At 65.9% G+C, this 15,995-nt stretch carries 15 protein-coding genes; 2 read left to right on the plus strand and 13 right to left on the minus strand.

All coding sequences use genetic code 11. From position 1 onward, the window contains the following. Window positions 1-55: 55 nt before the first annotated feature. From mnhG to Q0C42_RS09355, 9 genes are all read right to left on the minus strand, one after another. Entirely contained in the window at window positions 56-430 is a 375-nt protein-coding gene (gene mnhG / locus Q0C42_RS09315; RefSeq protein WP_295074565.1) for a monovalent cation/H(+) antiporter subunit G, read from the minus strand. Next, a complete protein-coding gene (locus Q0C42_RS09320; RefSeq protein WP_295074566.1) occupies window positions 427-699 on the minus strand; it encodes a K+/H+ antiporter subunit F in 273 nt (90 codons plus the stop codon). Before Q0C42_RS09320 ends, mnhG begins: the two co-directional genes overlap by 4 nt. Continuing rightward, window positions 696-1,184 (minus strand): Na+/H+ antiporter subunit E, encoded by a 489-nt coding sequence (locus tag Q0C42_RS09325; RefSeq protein WP_295074567.1) that lies wholly within the window; start codon window positions 1,182-1,184, stop codon window positions 696-698. Before Q0C42_RS09325 ends, Q0C42_RS09320 begins: the two co-directional genes overlap by 4 nt. Next, entirely contained in the window at window positions 1,181-2,683 is a 1,503-nt protein-coding gene (locus tag Q0C42_RS09330; protein ID WP_295074568.1) for a monovalent cation/H+ antiporter subunit D, read from the minus strand. The genes Q0C42_RS09325 and Q0C42_RS09330 overlap by 4 nt, the downstream gene beginning before the upstream one ends. Further along, window positions 2,680-3,009 carry a Na+/H+ antiporter subunit C gene (locus Q0C42_RS09335; protein WP_295074569.1) on the minus strand — a complete coding sequence of 110 codons (330 nt, stop codon included), beginning with the start codon at window positions 3,007-3,009 and terminating at the stop codon, window positions 2,680-2,682. The genes Q0C42_RS09330 and Q0C42_RS09335 overlap by 4 nt, the downstream gene beginning before the upstream one ends. Beyond that, the gene (locus Q0C42_RS09340) at window positions 3,009-5,840 is read right to left on the minus strand and encodes a monovalent cation/H+ antiporter subunit A (RefSeq protein ID WP_295074570.1); all 2,832 of its coding nucleotides are present in this window, start codon (window positions 5,838-5,840) and stop codon (window positions 3,009-3,011) included. Before Q0C42_RS09340 ends, Q0C42_RS09335 begins: the two co-directional genes overlap by 1 nt. A 261-nt stretch (window positions 5,841-6,101) precedes the next feature. After that, complete coding sequence (locus tag Q0C42_RS09345; protein ID WP_295074571.1) at window positions 6,102-6,878, minus strand: ATP-binding cassette domain-containing protein; 777 nt, start codon at window positions 6,876-6,878, stop codon at window positions 6,102-6,104. Window positions 6,879-6,888: 10 nt separating this feature from the next. Further along, window positions 6,889-7,968, minus strand: a complete 1,080-nt coding sequence (locus tag Q0C42_RS09350; RefSeq protein ID WP_295074572.1) for an ABC transporter permease — start codon at window positions 7,966-7,968, stop codon at window positions 6,889-6,891. 124 nt (window positions 7,969-8,092) lie between these two features. After that, window positions 8,093-9,115, minus strand: a complete 1,023-nt coding sequence (locus Q0C42_RS09355) for a substrate-binding domain-containing protein (RefSeq protein WP_295074573.1) — start codon at window positions 9,113-9,115, stop codon at window positions 8,093-8,095. A 226-nt stretch (window positions 9,116-9,341) separates the two neighbouring features. Here Q0C42_RS09355 and Q0C42_RS09360 point away from each other — a divergent pair, with 226 nt between their 5' ends. Continuing rightward, window positions 9,342-9,776 carry an RbsD/FucU domain-containing protein gene (locus Q0C42_RS09360; RefSeq protein WP_295074574.1) on the plus strand — a complete coding sequence of 145 codons (435 nt, stop codon included), beginning with the start codon at window positions 9,342-9,344 and terminating at the stop codon, window positions 9,774-9,776. A 4-nt stretch (window positions 9,777-9,780) separates the two neighbouring features. Next, window positions 9,781-10,986, plus strand: coding sequence for an ROK family transcriptional regulator (locus Q0C42_RS09365; RefSeq protein ID WP_295074575.1), 1,206 nt, complete (start codon window positions 9,781-9,783; stop codon window positions 10,984-10,986). A gap of 250 nt (window positions 10,987-11,236) precedes the next feature. Here the strand turns inward: Q0C42_RS09365 and Q0C42_RS09370 are convergent, their stop codons facing one another. The 4 genes from Q0C42_RS09370 to Q0C42_RS09385 form a co-directional block, all read right to left on the minus strand. Beyond that, window positions 11,237-12,187, minus strand: coding sequence for a DUF2806 domain-containing protein (locus tag Q0C42_RS09370; RefSeq protein ID WP_295074576.1), 951 nt, complete (start codon window positions 12,185-12,187; stop codon window positions 11,237-11,239). A 79-nt stretch (window positions 12,188-12,266) separates the two neighbouring features. Beyond that, window positions 12,267-13,889 carry a dihydroxyacetone kinase subunit DhaK gene (locus Q0C42_RS09375; RefSeq protein ID WP_295074577.1) on the minus strand — a complete coding sequence of 541 codons (1,623 nt, stop codon included), beginning with the start codon at window positions 13,887-13,889 and terminating at the stop codon, window positions 12,267-12,269. Continuing rightward, a complete protein-coding gene (locus tag Q0C42_RS09380; protein WP_295074578.1) occupies window positions 13,886-14,908 on the minus strand; it encodes an ABC transporter ATP-binding protein in 1,023 nt (340 codons plus the stop codon). The genes Q0C42_RS09375 and Q0C42_RS09380 overlap by 4 nt, the downstream gene beginning before the upstream one ends. Continuing rightward, window positions 14,901-15,995 carry an ABC transporter ATP-binding protein gene (locus Q0C42_RS09385; RefSeq protein WP_295074579.1) on the minus strand — a complete coding sequence of 365 codons (1,095 nt, stop codon included), beginning with the start codon at window positions 15,993-15,995 and terminating at the stop codon, window positions 14,901-14,903. Before Q0C42_RS09385 ends, Q0C42_RS09380 begins: the two co-directional genes overlap by 8 nt.

A 15,995-nucleotide genomic window follows, 5' to 3' on the forward strand; every position in this document is an offset into this window, starting at 1 on the left:
GGGGCGCGGTCGGGCAAGGGGCGGGCTGGCGGATTTCTGACCGGATGGTCAAATATCAGGGATCAGAGTGTTCGGGCGCGAGTGTCGCCCAGGGCTTCCCGGTGCCAGTGTCGGGAAGGTTTGCATCCGCTTCGCCGCGCAGGATCAGGGTCTTGGCGAGAAACAGGGCCGAGACCGGCGCGGTCAGGAGAAGGAAGAGGGTGATGAGAAGCTCTTGCCAGCTGATCTGACTCTGGCTGAGAAGGTCCAGCGCCGAGACCAGCAACGCCGCACCCACGCCGATCGTGGTGGCCTTGGTCGGGGCGTGCAGGCGCTGCATCGGACGGGGCAGGCGGAGAAGTCCGTAGGAGCCGACGAGCGCGAAGATGCCGCCTCCGACCAGGACGGCGGAGAGGGCGAGGTCGAGGGCCGTGTCCAGAACGGGCGTCATTCGATGATGTTCCCGCGCAGAAGGTAGCGGCAGTAGGCGACGGTGCCGACGAAGCTGGTGAGCGCGAAGAGAACGGCGACTTCAAGGTAAAGCCCGGTACCGCCCCAGATGCCATAAAGGACGACAAGCGCGATGGCGTTTATTGTCATGGTGTCGAGGACCAGCACCCGGTCAGTCACGGTCGGCGCGGTGAACAGCCGCCAGAGGTTCATCGCAAAGGCGAGCGTCAGGCAGCCGAGGAAGAACTGAAGCGCATAGGGCAGGATCATTCGAAAATCCTTTGCAGCCGGGATTCGTAGCGGGCCTTGATGTCGTCGCGCACGGCGTCGGGGTCGGGGGCATGGAGCGCGTGGACCAAAAGCGCACGGCCGCAGGCGGAGGTGTCGGCGGTCAGGGTGCCGGGGGTCATGGTGATGGTTCCGGCCAGAAGGCTGATCGCCTCGGGCGATTTCAGGTCCAGGGGCACCGTGATCCAGGCCGACTGGATCTTTGCGCGCGGCATGAAAAGGACGATGCGGGCGACCTGGAAGTTGGCGACGATCACGTCCCAAAGGACAAGGAGCGCGTAAGCGGCAAGAGCGAAGGGGCGCTTGACGCGGGGGCGGTCGGGCCACCAGGCCGAGGTCAGGAGCGGGATGATCGTCGCCAGGATGATCGCCATGACGAGACTGCCGAGCTTCCACTGGTTCACCAGGAGGAACCAGAGCACGACAAGGGTCAACGACAGGTAGGGATGCGGGAAAACGCGTCTCATGGCGCGACCTTAAGCCGGTTGGCGGCGATGTAGGCGGCGGGATCGTGCAGCGAGGCGGCGGTGGCGTCCAGCCAGCCGGTGACAGGTCCCGCGGCGAGGGTCAGCAGGACCAGGCCGGCAAGGAGGGCGAAGGTTGCGGTCAGCGCCAGGGGTTCATGCGGGGCGGGATCGGCGGGGGCGCCAGTCTCGGAGGGTTTCCAGAACAGGAGCGAGCCCGCGCGCGCGAGGCCAAGCAGCATCAGGAAGGAGGACACCAGGACGGCGGGCCAGATCGCGAAGGCCTGATCGCGCCAGGCGTCCAGGATCAGAAGCTTGCCGATGAAGCCGGACAGGGGCGGCATGCCGGCAAGCGCAACCGCGGCGGCGAGAAACAGCGAAGCGATGAGGCCGTTCTGGGCGACGGGGGCTGGGCTGGTGAGATCCAGATGCGCGCGGCGCCGCGAGACGAGGTCGGCCACAAGGAAGATCAGCGCCGTCGCCAGCGTCGAATGCAGGATGTAGTAAAGCGCGGCGCTGGTGCCCTCCGGCGTCATGTGCGCGATGGCGAGAAAGGCCGTGCCCATCGAGGCGATTGCCGCAAAGGCCGCAAGGCGCGGCAGGGTCGTTGCGCCAAGGATGCCAAGTGCGCCGATCGCCAGTGTCACAAGTGCTGCAGGCAGGAGGAAGGCCGGGATCAGCGTTCCGGTCGCGGGCAGATCGGTCGGGAAGACGAGGATGGTGAAGCGCAGGGTAGCGTAGGCGCCGACCTTGGTCATGATCGCGAAGAGGGCCGCGACTACTCCTGGCGCGTTGGCATAGGTGCCGGGAAGCCAGAACTGCAGCGGCACCAGCGCGCCCTTGATCGCGAAGACGAGGATCAGCATCACGGCCGCGACGCGGAGGAGGGCTGCGTCGCCCTCGGGCAAGGTCGGCAATTTCATCGCGAGGTCGGCCATGTTGAGCGTGCCGGTGACGCCGTAGAGGAGGGCGAGCGCGATCAGGAAAAGCGACGATCCGACCAGGTTGAAGGCGATGTACTGGATGCCCGCGCGGGTGCGGCGGTCGCCGCCGCCGTGGATCATCAGCCCGTAGGAGGCGATGAGCAGGACCTCGAAGAAGACGAAAAGGTTGAAGGCGTCGCCGGTCAGGAAGGCCCCTGCGACGCCCATCAGGAGAAAGTGGAGGAGCGGGTGGAAATGCGCGCCCTTCGCGTCCCAGCCCGAGCCGATGGCGTAAAGCGCGGTGATGAGGGCGAGGAAGGCCAGAAGCGCGACCATCAGGGCGGAGAGGCGGTCGAGGACCAGGACGATACCGAAGGGGGCGGGCCAGTCGCCCAGGAAATAGGCTTCGGGTCCGTTCTGGGTGGCGGACCACAGAAGCGCCAGGGCTATGGCGTTCAGCGCCAGGATCGCGGCCAGGCTGGCGATGCGTTGCAGGCCAAGGTGGCCGCGCAGGGCCAGCACCATCAGCGCGGCGATGAAGGCGGGCAGGACGACGGGGGCGATGATCCAGTGGGTCATGCCTGGTCCTCGTCCAGGTCGATGCGGTCGTGGCCGGCCTGCAGGTGGCCGCCGATGGCCATGATCATGATGACGGCGGTCATCCCGAACGAGATGACGATGGCGGTCAGGACAAGGGCCTGTGGCAGGGGGTCGGCGGGGGTGTCGATGGTCCCGACGATGGGGGCGGCGTTCACGGCAAGGCGGCCGGAGACGAAGATGAAGACGTTGACGGCGTAGCTGAGGAAGGTGAGCCCCAGGATCACCGGGAAGGTCCGCAGGCGCAGCATCAGATAGATACCCACGGCGGTCAGAAGGCCGATGGCCGAGGCGAGAAGGGCTTCCATCAGCGGGCCTCCTCTAGGTCGTGGGCGGTGGTGTTTGGGCCTTCGCCGGTCCGCAGGGCCAGGCGCGACAGCGAGGCCAGCGCCAGAAGGACGGCGCCGAGGACGCAGAGGAAGACGCCAAGGTCGAAGATCGCGGCGGTGGCGAGTTCGAATTCCTCCAGCGGCTCAAGGTGCACGTAGGCGAAGCCCGAGGTGAGGAAAGGCAGGCCGAAAGCCCAGGCGCCGACGCCGGAAAGCGCGGCGATCAGGACTCCCCAGCCGATCAGGACGTGATGATCGTAGCGCTGGCGGGAGTGGCTCCAGTCATAGCCCGAGGCCATGTACTGCATCAGGTAGGCGATGGAGAAGACGAGGCCCGCCACGAAGCCGCCACCGGGCAGGTTGTGGCCGCGCAGGTAGATGTAGACGCCGACCATCATCGCCATCGGCAGAAGAAGGCGGGTGGCGACGACCAGCATCATCGGGTGGCGGTCGGCGGCTTCGACCGACTTCGGAAGCGTGCCGAGGCGTGCGGTGACGGCGGGGTCGCGCAGCAGCGCCTCGGAGAGCGCGTAGATCACCAGGGCGGCGATGCCGAGGACGATGATCTCGCCGAAGGTGTCATAACCGCGGAAGTCGACGATGATGGTGTTGACGGCGTTGGTGCCGCCAGCACCGGGCTTCGATTGCGCCCAGTGGAAGGCCGAGATCGGATCGAAGGCCGGGGCACGGGTCATCATGGCATAGGCGAGCCCGCCGATGCCGAGGCCCGCGATCCCGGCAATGCCTGCGTCGCGCAGGCGGCGGCTCCGGCGGCTTTCGACGGGCGTCTCTTTCGGCAGGAAGTTCAGCGCGAGGAGCATCAGAAGCAGGGTCACGACCTCGACCGAAAGCTGGGTCAGGGCCAGGTCAGGCGCCGAGAAGAAGGCGAAGAGCGGCGCGATGAGAAGGCCGACAACGCCGGTCAGGATCAGGGCGACCAGGCGGTTGCGGTGGAGGAACGGGGTCGCAACAGCGGCGATGACCAGCACCAGCCAGAGGCCCAGGACGACCGGGTCGACGGGCAGCATGGCCCGGGTTCCCGGCACGTGCGGCGTCGCGGTCAGGAAGGCAAAAAGGGACAGTATGGCGGTGGTCAGCACGGCAAGGACCATGCTGCGGCTGAAGCGGCCGTTGTGCAGTATCCCAGTGATGGTGCGGGAGGCCTGGGCAAGGGACTCGACCACGCCGTCGAAGATGCGTTTCGCCTCGGGGCGCGGGGTGGCGTCCCACAGGGCGCGGAGCCGCGGATAGGCACCCAGCAACACCAGGCCACCACCGACGGCCGCCAGCGACATCCAGAGCGCGGCGGCTTCCAGTCCGTGCCAGTGATAGATGTTGGTGAAGATGCCGCGGCCCGTGGTGGCCGAGGCCGCCGGGTTCAGCAGCCAACCCAGCATCAGGTTCGGCATGAGGCCCACCAGCACGACCAGCACCGCCAGCAGTCCTGGGGCCGCCCAGAGCCCGAAGGCCGGATCATGCGGCTTATGCGGATAGTCGTCCCGCACTGGGCCGAGGAAGCCGTGCACGAGGAAGCGGAACGAATAAGCGACCGAGAGAAGCGCGCCGAGGGTGGCGAGGATGCCGATCATCCAGGGGTTCGGCCAGCCGACATGCGCGGCCTCCTCCAGCATCATTTCCTTGGACAGGAACCCGTTCAAGGGCGGGATGCCTGCCATGGACAGCGAGGCGATGGCGGCGATGGCGAAGGTCACCGGCATGAGGGTGCGCAGGCCGCCCAGGCGCCGAAGGTCGCGGGTGTGCGTCTCGTGGTCGACGATCCCGGCCGTCATGAAAAGCGCTGCCTTGAAGACGGCGTGGTTCAGGATATGGAAAATCGCCACCGTCGCGGCCTCGGGTGTCCCGAAGCCCAGAAGCATGGTGATCAGGCCCAGGTGGCTGACGGTCGAGAAGGCCAGGAGGGCCTTCAGGTCGTCCTTGTAGAGCGCGATCTTGGCGGCCATCACCATCGTGATGAGGCCGACCGACGTGACGATCACGAACCACTCGAAGGTGCCCGACAGGACTGGCCACATCCGCGCCATCAGGAAGATCCCGGCTTTCACCATCGTGGCCGAGTGCAGATAGGCCGAAACCGGCGTCGGTGCGGCCATCGCGTGCGGCAGCCAGAAGTGGAAGGGGAACTGCGCCGATTTGGTGAAGGCCCCGATCAGGATCAGGATCAGCGCAGGCAGGTAGTAGGGCGAGGCCTGGATGATGTCCTTGTTCTGCAGGATCACCGTCAGGTCGTAACTGCCCGCGATCTGGCCCAGGATCAGCATGCCCGCGATCATTGCCAACCCGCCGCCGCCCGTCACCGCCAGCGCCATCCGCGCGCCCTGCCGTCCTTCATGCAGGTGCTTCCAGTAGCCGATCAGCAGGAAGGAGGAGAGCGAGGTCAGTTCCCAGAAGATCAGGAGGAGGAGGATGTTGTCACTGAGAACGATCCCGACCATCGCGCCCTGGAAGAGCAGAAGGTAGGTGAAGAACTGACCCATCGGGTCGGACTTCGCGAGGTAGAAGCGGGCGTAGAGGATGATCAGCAGACCGATCCCCAGGATCAGGCCGGCGAACATCAGGCCCAGGCCATCGAGGAAGAAGTTGGCGTTCAGGCCAAGCGCGGGCAGCCATTCGATCCGGGTCTGCACCACCTCGCCGCGCAGGACAGCGGGGGCCTGCAGGGCCAGAAGGACGAGAGCGAGAAGCGTCACCGATCCCGTGGCGGCGGCGCAGGCATTGCGTCCCGCACGGATCATCAGGCCGGGAAGGAGCGCACCAAGGAAGGGAAGCGCCGCGATCAGGGCTAGGGACATGCGGTGCGGGTTCCTCGTCGTGGCGGCTGCTTGTTCGCTATCGGTCGCGTCGCGGCGGGTTTCCAATGATTTTGGTCACTGCGTCAAGGGTTGCAAGCCCCTTGCGGCGCACCACCGCAGTTTTTCGACGGGATTTCAACCGGGGAACCGTCCTCGGGGGCGCCGAACCGACCTCGGCCGGGCTGCCGCGGACGAAATGCAAGGGGGATTTGGCCCGGGTCGAGTTGGGTGGCAGCCCTGGATGGGGCTGCCACGCGAAGGTCAGGCGACCTCGGTCACGCCTTCGGGCACTTTCGCACCGGTCATGAAGGCCACGGCGTCGGACATCGAGTAATCCTGCGGCTTGATCACGCAGAGCCGGCGGCCAAGGCGGTGGATGTGGATGCGGTCGGCGACCTCGAACACGTGGGGCATGTTGTGGCTGATCAGGATGATCGGGATGCCCCGGCTGCGGACGTCGCGGATCAGTTCCAGCACCCGGCGGCTTTCCTTGACCCCCAGAGCGGCGGTGGGTTCGTCCAGGATCACGACCTTCGAGCCGAAGGCGGCGGCACGGGCCACGGCCACGCCCTGACGCTGGCCGCCCGAGAGGGTTTCCACCGCCTGGTTGATGTTCTGGATCGTCATCAGGCCCAGTTCGTTCAGCTTTTCCCGCGCGAAGGCCTGCATCTTCTGCCGGTCCAGCTGGCGGAAGACCGTGCCCATGATGCCGGGTTTGCGGATCTCGCGGCCCATGAACATGTTGTCGGCGATGGAGAGGGCGGGGGACATGGCGAGGGTCTGGTAGACCGTCTCGATCCCGGCGTTGCGCGCCTCGATGGGCGTGCGGAACTGGATCTGCTGGCCTTCCAGCCGGATCTCGCCATCGTCGGGGATCACCGCGCCCGAGATCGCCTTGATGAGCGTGGACTTCCCCGCGCCGTTGTCGCCGATGACGGCCAGGATCTCGCCCGGCATCAGCTCGAAGTCGCAGTTGTCCAGCGCGGTGACCTTGCCGTAGCGCTTCACCAGCCCGCGTGCGGTCAGAATGGGTTCCATGATGTCCTCCTCAGGCCGATACCTTGCGGATCCACTGGTCGACCGCGACGGCGGCGATGATCAGCACGCCGGTCAGCAGAACCTTCCATTGCGGGTCCGCGTTCATCATGTTCAGGCCCATCGACATGATGCCGACGATGAGCGTGCCGAAGAGCACCCCCAGGATCGAGCCGCGTCCCCCGAAGAGCGAGATGCCCCCGATCACGGTCGCGGTGATGGCCTGCAGGTTGAAGTCGGTGACCACGGTCGACGGCGAAATCGAGCCGTTGCGGCCGATGGACACCCAGGCGGCAAGGCCCGCGATGACCCCCGCCAGAGTGTAGACCCCGATCAGGACCTTCTTGGTGCTGATCCCCGCAAGTTCGGCGGCATCCGAGTCGTCGCCCACCGCATAGATGTGGCGGCCGAAGGCGGTGTGGTTCAGCATGAACCACAGCGCGACATAAAGCGCGATCATCGCGACGACACCGTAGGTCACTACGGCGGGTCCGACGCGGAAGTTCTGGCCGAAGATGTGCAGAAGCTGGGTCTGGGCGGTCAGGTCGGCCTCGCGCATCGTGGCGTTCTCGGAATAGATCAGGCAGATCGCCATGATGATGTTCCAGGTGCCTAGCGTCACGATGAACGGAGGCAGCCTGAGGCGGGCCACGAGATTGCCGTTCACGAAGCCCCAGAGGGCGGCCACCACGAAGCCCGCGATCAGTGCAAGGACTGCCGGGACAGCGAAGTCGCCGGGCGAGCCGTCGCTCAGCACCCAGTTGCCCATCACCACGAAGGAAAAGACCATGATCACGCCGATGGCGAGGTCGATGCCCGCGGTCAGCACGACCAGCGTCTGGGCCGCGGCCAGGATGCCGACGACGGCGACCTGCTGCATGACCAGCGTCAGTGTGTAGGCGCTGAAGAACCGGTCGCCCGCGAAGATGCCGAAGAAGGCGATCAGCCCGATCAGCACGATCAGCGGCACCAGCGCCGGATTGCCGTGCAGCAGGTGCTGCAGCTTGGACAGGGCCGACTTCCGTTCCTCGAAGTGGGCGACGGTCTGGTCCGCGCCCTTGCTGGCGCTTTCGAAGTCCTGTGATTGGGTCATGCCTCTGGTCCCCTCCCCATTGGTCCTGTTCATCCTGCCTCAACCTGCGGCTTGAAGAAAGGGCGGCACGTGGCCGCCCTTTCCGTTCCCTGCCGTTACCGGCGGGTCATGCCTTGGTCAGGTCTCAACCCCAGCAGAGCTCGGTGCCCTTGGTGGTGTCGATCGAGGTCACGCCTTCGGCTGGCTTGTCGGTGACAAGCGCCACACCGGTGTCGAAGAAGGCCTTGCCTTCGGTCGGAGCCGGCTTGGATCCGTCAGCGGCGAACTTGGCGATGGCTTCCACGCCCAGAGCCGCCATTGCCAGCGGGTACTGCTGCGAGGTGGCGCCGATCACGCCGTCCTTGACCGAGGCAACGCCCGGGCAGCCGCCGTCGACCGAAACGATCAGGACCTGGCTTTCCATGCCCACGGCCTTCAGCGCCTGGTAGGCGCCCACGGCTGCGGGTTCGTTGATGGTGTGGACGACGTTGATGCCCGGGTCCTTCTGGAGAAGGTTCTCCATCGCCTTGCGGCCACCCTCTTCGTTGCCGTTGGTCACGTCATGCCCGACGATGCGCGCATCATCCTCGTCGCCGATGTCGTTGGCGTCCTTCACGTCGATCCCGAAGCCCATCATGAAGCCCTGGTTGCGCAGGACGTCGACGGTCGGCTCGGACGGGGTCAGGTTCAGGAAGGCGATCTTGGCGTTGGCGGCTTCCGCACCCAGGGTCGCTGCAGCCCAGGCGCCGATCAGGCGGCCGGCTTCCAGGTTGTCGGTGGCGAAGGTCGCGTCGGCAGCGTCAGCCGGATCAAGGGGCGTGTCCAGCGCGATGACAAGGAGGCCTGCTTCGCGGGCCTTTGCCAGCGGTCCGGTGATCGCCTTGGTGTCCGAAGCGGCGATCAGGATGCCCTTGGCGCCGTCGGCGATGCAGCTTTCCACCGCAGCCACCTGGCTGTCATGGTCGCCGTCAACCTTGCCGGCGTAGGACTTCAGGGTCACGCCAAGCTCGGCGGCCTTGGCTTCGGCGCCTTCCTTCATCTTCACGAAGAAGGGGTTGGTGTCGGTCTTGGTGATCAGGCAGGCCGAGACGCCGTCCTGTGCAGAGGCGAAGCCAGCCGACAGGGCCAGCGCGCCCGCGCCCAGCAGGGCTTTGGTGATGATCTTCATGGTCTTCCTCCCAAGGTGGGGGCAGTTTCGCCCCCGTTTCGAAATTCGTGCACCGGGCCGTGAAGCCCTGCGACGGAGGACAAGAAAGCTGATTCCCTGCCTTGCGTCAAGATAATTAAATCACTCTGATTTATTATTGACAGCAGCGGCTTCCGGTCGCAGTCTGCGCCATGAAAGACCGGGGCGATCGCCTCCGTCGCGCCGTACCCGGGAGGAGGGGGAGGCCATGCTGATCGGTATACCGCCCCTCTTGGGGCCCGACTTTCTTGCGGTTCTGCGCGGCATGGGCCACGGGGACGAGCTTGCCATTGTGGATGGCAACTATCCAGCCGTTGACCACGCACGTCGGCTGGTCCGCGCCGATGGGCACGGGCTTCTGGCCGTGGTCGGGGCGGTGCTGACGGTGATGCCGCTGGATATGGCTGTCCCGGCAGCACTGTTCCGCGCCAGTCTGAACAATGACCCCGCCCAGTCGGGTGACATCCACCGCAGGATCGACGCCCTCTTTGCGCGGATGGCTCCGGGACTGGCCGTGGTGCCTTTGTCGGGCGAGGCGCTCTATCCGCGCATCCGGGCGGCACATGCGATCGTGGCGACCAGCGAGACGGCGCTGTTCGCGAACGTGATCCTCCGCAAGGGGGTTATCGGTCCGGCGGGCTGATCGCATGCAGGACGTCTCGCCCAACTCGCTGGAGGTTCTGCGCGGCACCAATCAGTCGGGCATGCGCGACCACAACGAACGTCTGGTCCTGTCGCTGGTCCGGCGGCATGGGGCGCTGGCGAAGTCCGACATCGCGCGGATGACGGGGCTCTCGGCGCAGACGGTCAGCGTGATCATGCGGGGGCTGGAGCAGGACGGGCTTCTGGAACGTGGCCAGCCGGTGCGGGGCAAGGTGGGGCAACCCTCGGTCCCGATGTCGCTGGCCGCCGAAGGGGCGTTCTTTCTGGGGCTGAAGGTTGGGCGACGGTCGGCGGACCTTGTGCTGACCGATTTCCGGGGTCGGCTGCGGGCGGCGCGGCGGAAGGTCTATCGCTATCCCACGCCGGACACGGTGGTCGGCTTCGTGCGTGAGGCGGCTCCGGCGCTGGCGAGGGAGTTGCCGGTTGCGCTGCGAAGCCGGGTGATGGGGATGGGCGTGGCGATGCCGTTCCAGCTGTGGAACTGGGTGTCGATCATCGGCGCGCCGCAGTCCGAAATGGACGCGTGGCGGACCCGCGATCTGGCGGCAGAGCTGGGGGCCGCCACGGGCCTGCCGGTCTATGTCCAGAACGACGCGACCTCGGCCTGCGGGGCGGAGCTGATCTTCGGGACGGGGGAGCGGCCGAAGGACTTCCTCTATTTCTACTTCGGGACCTTCATCGGGGGTGGGCTGGTGATGAACGGCCAGCTGTTCCTGGGGCGGACCGGCAACGCGGCGGCGGTGGGGTCGATCCAGGTACCCGCGCCGGGCGGGGGAACACGTCGGCTGATCGACCTGGCCTCGATGTCGGTGCTGGCCGAGGCGATGGAGGCGGCGGGCGAGGGGTCGGACCACCTCTGGTCGCAGCACGATCGCTGGGAGGTCTCGGAGAGGGTACTGTCGGCTTGGCTGAATCAGGCGGCAGGGGCGCTGGCCCATGCCACGCTGGCGGCGGCGGCGCTGCTGGAGATCGAGGCGGTGCTGATCGACGGGTGGATGCCTTTGGGGGTGCGGGCCGAACTGGTGCGGCGGACCCGGGGGGCGTTGCTGGGGCTGGACCTTGCCGGGATCGAGCCGCCGTTGATCCGGGAGGGGACGGTGGGGGCGGACGCCCGGGCTCTGGGGGCCGCAGCGATTCCGTTGTCGCAGAGGTATCTGATCGACCAGAACGCGGCCGTGCGGGAGGGGTAGTGCCCGCGTGTGGGCAGGGGTGCGGGGTTTTTGGATTCAAGGGGTTGGGTGTGGGCGTTTACGGTTTGGTAACGGGTGCCCCCCCACCCCAGCCCTCCCCCACGGAGGGGTGTGCGTTTGGCTGGCATTGGTGTGGGGGCCGCAAGGGAGCCCCCTCTGGCGGGCGGCCGGGGGTTTCACACCCCCGGACCCCCGTGGGATATTTGAGAACAGGCAAGAGTCGAGACAGTGTGGGGGCTGCAAGCTTATTTCATGCCCTCCAGATCAACTCTGTATCCTTGTTAGTCCGCATTATATGAATCTGGTTGATCCCGGACTTGTTGATCCTGTCGGCGGCGCGCCTAAAGTTCTGTTCATAGTTGGGCGGCGGAAGTATTGTCGCAATCTCGCGTCCAACTCTAGTAAATTGAATATTCTTCCAGCTTGACTTACTGTCGATAGAGAAAAGAATTAAAATGGAAATGTCTTCCGCTCTAAACGGGCTCCAAGCTGAGAATCCTTGGAAGACAGGATTGAACGGAGGCAAGTACTGTACAGAAGTGGTTGGGGCCATTAATCCCGCTTCTGCAAGCCTCATCCAACGAGAGTAGCCCGACCCACGGTCGAACTCTTCGGAGTAATCAACGGCTTCACCGACGCTTAGCTCCCAAACTGAGCTAAAATCTTGAGCGATTTCCTGACTGAGTTCAGAAACTGCTCTGAGCGTTGAAGCGCTGAATGCACCGGGTTGTCTTACCTCACCAGCGAGAATTCGTCCAAACAAGTCTTGAAGTCGTTCCGATGAGGCATCTTCTGCGAAACGACTGAATGTATTGAGCCAGTCTTGATCTACGTCCGACTTGGGCACTGCTGAGTCAGCATTGCTAGCGATTTGGTCTGCAGCAGCCTTGGCGATTCTTACTCGGTTTTCTGCTTTCCGGATTGCTTCGGGTAAGTAGACTTCCGCAGCCGCTTGAATCAACGATGGGTCTTCCGAGCACTTTTCTGCTACTGCCTTAGCTAAGGCCTGCGCAACAAGCGAAGTTGCAGCTGTTCGGTCTTCTACGCTCTGTGCTTTCTGGTGAAGCCATGCCGCTGGTATGCTCGTCAATCCGCCCAATAAAGTGCTTATGCTTTTGAAGAAGGATTTCTTGACGGGTTCAGGAACACCACTAACAGCTTCCGTGAGTGCCCCAAAAACACCCTTATCGTCGTTCGTCACATCAGTTTCTCCGTAGCGCTATTTGCCTTAGGCTGAGCACCTTTCAGATAAAACCACAAGTGAAACCAAGGCAGGCGTTTCACCCCCTCGCCAAATCCTCAAACAGCCGGGCCACTCCCTCCGCGCCCGGATCGTTGTGGCCCTTGAGTTTGTCGGCGGCGAGGTAGCTGGCTCGGCCTGCCTTGGCACGGGTCATTTGGGCCGTCGCGTTGGCGCCCTCGCGGGCGGCTTTTGCCGCCGCTTGGACGCCTTGAGGCAGGGCGGCGAGGGCGGGGGCTAGCGCGTCGATCATGGTGCGGTGGCCGGGGGCGGCGCCTCCCACTTGCATCACGCGGTCGAGGCCTGCAGTGAGGGCTCCGATCCAGGTTTTGCCGGAGGCCGAGGCGTCGCCTGCGGCGGCGAAGAAGATGGCGAGGAGGACCCCCGAGGAGCCTCCCATCGTCTGGCTCAACTCCATGCCGATGGCGCGGTAAAGCTGCGTCGGGTCGGCGAGGGGGAGGCGGTCGAGGGCGCTGAGAAGGGCGCGGGCGGCCCCGGAAAGGGTGCTGCCGGTGTCGCCGTCTCCCGACTTGGCGTCGAGGAGGTTCAGGTCGGATTCGATGGCGATGAGGGCTTTGCAGCAGCGTTCAATCAGGGCGCGGCGGGCGGGGTGGGCGCTGGGGACGGGCTGGATCGGTGCGAGGCCGTCGGGGAGTGGCCTTACGGCGACCGCTCCGAACGGGGAGAGGCCGGGCCAGGCATGGGGAGAGACGGGGGCAGCGAGGCTGGTCACTTGCGCGTGGTCGACCGGGAGGAGCGAGACGGAAAAGCCGTGCATGTCGAGCGAGGTCATCAGGGGGGCGGGGCCGATCATCCATTTGACGCGTCCCCCGAGGGGGGAGCGGGCGAGTTCTTCGGCGAGTACGGACATCTCTAGCGGCGTGGTGGAGCCGAGGTTGTTGAGAAGCGCCACATGGTCGCCGGGGCCGGTGTGGGGCAGGAGTTTTTCGGAGACCATCTGCATGGCCGAACGAGCGCCGGAGAAGTCGACCTGTTCGATCCCGGCCTCACCGTGGATGCCGAGGCCAAGCTCGGCCATGCCCGAGGCGATGCGGTCTTCCTTGGGCGAGCCGGGGACGGTGCAGGTGTCCAGCGACATGCCGATGGAGATCGCGCCCTTGATGGTGGCGGTGGCGGCGGCAGTGATGGTGTCGAGGTCGGCGCCGGATTCGGCCATCGCCCCGGCAATCTTGTGGACGAAGAGGGTTCCGGCGACGCCCCTTGCCTGCGGCAGGTCGGGAAGGGCGATGTCGTCGTCGACGATGACCATGCTGACCTTGAGGCCGAAGGCGCGGGCGCGCTCGGCCGCGAGGCCGAAGTTCAGCCGGTCGCCGGTGTAGTTCTTCACGATCAGGAGGCAGCCTGCCTTGCCGGTGACGGCGAGGATGCCGGCGAGGACCGCGTCGACGGAGGGGGAGGCGAAGACATCACCGCAGACGGCGGCGGTGAGCATTCCTTGGCCGACGAACCCGGCGTGGCTGGGTTCATGCCCGGAGCCGCCGCCTGATACCAGTGCCACCTTTGAGCGGTCCCAGTCGGTGCGGACGACGACGCGGATATGGGGGTAGCCGTCGAGGCGGGCGAGCTTGCCTCCGCTGGTTCTGAGAAGGCCGTCGATGGCTTCGGTGATGAGGCTCTCACGGGAGTTCATGAACTGTTTCATGGGGTTGGCCTTTCAGATGCGGGCGACTGGATACGGTTTCCGGCGGCGTCGAACCAGAGGGGGTTGTGCGGGCGGATGTGGAGGGTTTCGCCGGGTTTCAGGGCGGTGTGGGGTTCGGTCAGGGTGATGAGGCTGTGGGGGCCGAGGGCAAGGTGCAGGCGGGTCTGGTCGCCGAGGTGTTCCACCCGCGTGATGGTGGCGGGTTGGCCGTCGCCGGTGTGGATGTGTTCGGGTCTTAGGCCGATCTGCGCGGCGTTCGGGGGCGCGCCGGGGAAGGCGGCGGCGGGCAGGAGGTTGATGTGCGGCTGGCCGAGGCGGGAGGCGACGTAGGTCGAGACGGGCTCCTCGTAGATCTGGCGGGGGGTGCCGAACTGGACGAGGCGGCCGTGGTCGAGGACGCCGACGTGGGTGGCCATGGTCATCGCCTCGATCTGGTCGTGGGTCACGTAGAGGAAGGTGGCGCCCATGTCGGCGTGGATGCGCTTGAGCTCGATCCGGAGGTCGGCGCGGAGTTTGGCGTCGAGGGAGGACAGGGGTTCGTCCATCAGGTAGATGCGGGGGTTGCGGACCAGCGCGCGGCCGATGGAGACGCGCTGCATCTCGCCCCCCGACAGGGCCGTGGCCTTGTTGTCGAGCTTGTGGGGGATGCGGAGGACTTCGGCCACTTCGGCGACGCGTTTGGCGATCTGCGGTTCGGGCATCGCGATCATCGGGGAGCGGAGCGGGAAGGCGAGGTTCTCGCGGACGGTGAGGTGGGGGTAGAGGGAGTATTGCTGGAAGACCATCGCCACGTCGCGCTGGGCGGGGGTGTCTTGCAGGACGGATTGGCCGCCGATGCGGATGTCACCGGCGTCGGGTTTGTCGAGGCCGGCGATGAGGCGGAGGGTCGTGGTTTTGCCGGCTCCGGTGGGGCCGAGGAGGACGACGAAGGCGCCTGTCGGAATGGTGAGGGAGACGTTCTGCAGGGCCTGGGTGGCGCCGTAGGATTTGGACAGGTTGGAGAGCGTGACCTCAGCCATGATGGACCCCGGCGTTTGCGGCGGTGCGGAGGGCACGGCCGCTGGTGGCGTCGAAGAGCGCGAGGCGGGGGGCGTTGAGGGCGAGGCCGGTGAGGGCTCCGGCGGTGGCCGGAAGGGCGGAGGAGGTGCGGGACTTCACGGTGCCGAAGGGGGTGGAGAGGGTGACGATCTGGGTGGTGCCGAGGTATTCGACGGCCTCGATCCGGCCGCGGAGGGGGGCGGTGTCGGAGAGGGCGACGTGTTCGGGGCGCACGCCGAGGACCAATGCGCCTGAGGCGGGTTCGTGGAGTTGGGGGAGAGGGGTGGGGATGTCGCCGAGGGCGATGGTCTCGGCCCCGGCGGCGGCGGTGCCTTCGAAGCGGAGGAAGTTCATCGAGGGGCTGCCGATGAAGTCGGCGACGAAGAGGGTGGCGGGGTGGTCGTAGATGTCCTGCGGGGTGCCGAACTGTTCGACGACGCCGTGGTTCATGACGACGATCTTGTCGCCCATCTGCATCGCTTCCAGCTGGTCGTGGGTGACGTAGACGGTGGTGGCGTGCATGCGGTCGTGCAACGCGCGAAGCTCTTCGGCCATGATCTCGCGGAATTCGGCGTCGAGGGCACCGAGGGGTTCGTCCATCATGAAGGCCTTGGGGTTGCGGACGATGGCGCGGCCTAGGGCGACGCGCTGACGGTCGCCTCCGGAAAGGCCGCCGACGGGGCTGTCGAGCATGTGGTCGATGCGGAGGATCTTGGCGACCTCGGCCACCTTCTGCGCGACCTGGGCCTTCGGGACGCCCTGGCTGACCAGCGGATAGGCGATGTTCTTGCGGACGTTCATGTGCGGGTAAAGCGCGAACATCTGGAAGACCATCGCGATGTCGCGCTGACTGGCGGGGCGCTGGGAGACGTCTTCGCCGTCGATCAGGATTTCGCCGGAGGTCGGAAGCTCCAGCCCGGCGATCATGCGCAGGGTGGTGGTCTTGCCGCAGCCGGACGGGCCGAGGAGCATGAAGAACTCGCCGTCCTTGATGGTGAAGGACGAGCCCTTCACGGCGGTGAAGGCGCCGAATTCCTTGCGGAGGTTTCTGATGACGATCTCGGCCAA

The organism is Tabrizicola sp. (genome assembly GCF_022842145.1).
Lineage (GTDB): Bacteria > Pseudomonadota > Alphaproteobacteria > Rhodobacterales > Rhodobacteraceae > Tabrizicola.

What these genes read in the sequence shown, in the direction of transcription:
- mnhG (WP_295074565.1), bottom strand. Translation starts at nt 430, where the DNA reads ATGACGCCCGTTCTGGACACGGCCCTCGACCTCGCCCTCTCCGCCGTC.
- Q0C42_RS09320 (WP_295074566.1), bottom strand. Translation starts at nt 699, where the DNA reads ATGATCCTGCCCTATGCGCTTCAGTTCTTCCTCGGCTGCCTGACGCTC.
- Q0C42_RS09325 (WP_295074567.1), bottom strand. Translation starts at nt 1,184, where the DNA reads ATGAGACGCGTTTTCCCGCATCCCTACCTGTCGTTGACCCTTGTCGTG.
- Q0C42_RS09330 (WP_295074568.1), bottom strand. Translation starts at nt 2,683, where the DNA reads ATGACCCACTGGATCATCGCCCCCGTCGTCCTGCCCGCCTTCATCGCC.
- Q0C42_RS09335 (WP_295074569.1), bottom strand. Translation starts at nt 3,009, where the DNA reads ATGGAAGCCCTTCTCGCCTCGGCCATCGGCCTTCTGACCGCCGTGGGT.
- Q0C42_RS09340 (WP_295074570.1), bottom strand. Translation starts at nt 5,840, where the DNA reads ATGTCCCTAGCCCTGATCGCGGCGCTTCCCTTCCTTGGTGCGCTCCTT.
- Q0C42_RS09345 (WP_295074571.1), bottom strand. Translation starts at nt 6,878, where the DNA reads ATGGAACCCATTCTGACCGCACGCGGGCTGGTGAAGCGCTACGGCAAG.
- Q0C42_RS09350 (WP_295074572.1), bottom strand. Translation starts at nt 7,968, where the DNA reads ATGACCCAATCACAGGACTTCGAAAGCGCCAGCAAGGGCGCGGACCAG.
- Q0C42_RS09355 (WP_295074573.1), bottom strand. Translation starts at nt 9,115, where the DNA reads ATGAAGATCATCACCAAAGCCCTGCTGGGCGCGGGCGCGCTGGCCCTG.
- Q0C42_RS09360 (WP_295074574.1), top strand. Translation starts at nt 9,342, where the DNA reads ATGCTGATCGGTATACCGCCCCTCTTGGGGCCCGACTTTCTTGCGGTT.
- Q0C42_RS09365 (WP_295074575.1), top strand. Translation starts at nt 9,781, where the DNA reads ATGCAGGACGTCTCGCCCAACTCGCTGGAGGTTCTGCGCGGCACCAAT.
- Q0C42_RS09375 (WP_295074577.1), bottom strand. Translation starts at nt 13,889, where the DNA reads ATGAAACAGTTCATGAACTCCCGTGAGAGCCTCATCACCGAAGCCATC.
- Q0C42_RS09380 (WP_295074578.1), bottom strand. Translation starts at nt 14,908, where the DNA reads ATGGCTGAGGTCACGCTCTCCAACCTGTCCAAATCCTACGGCGCCACC.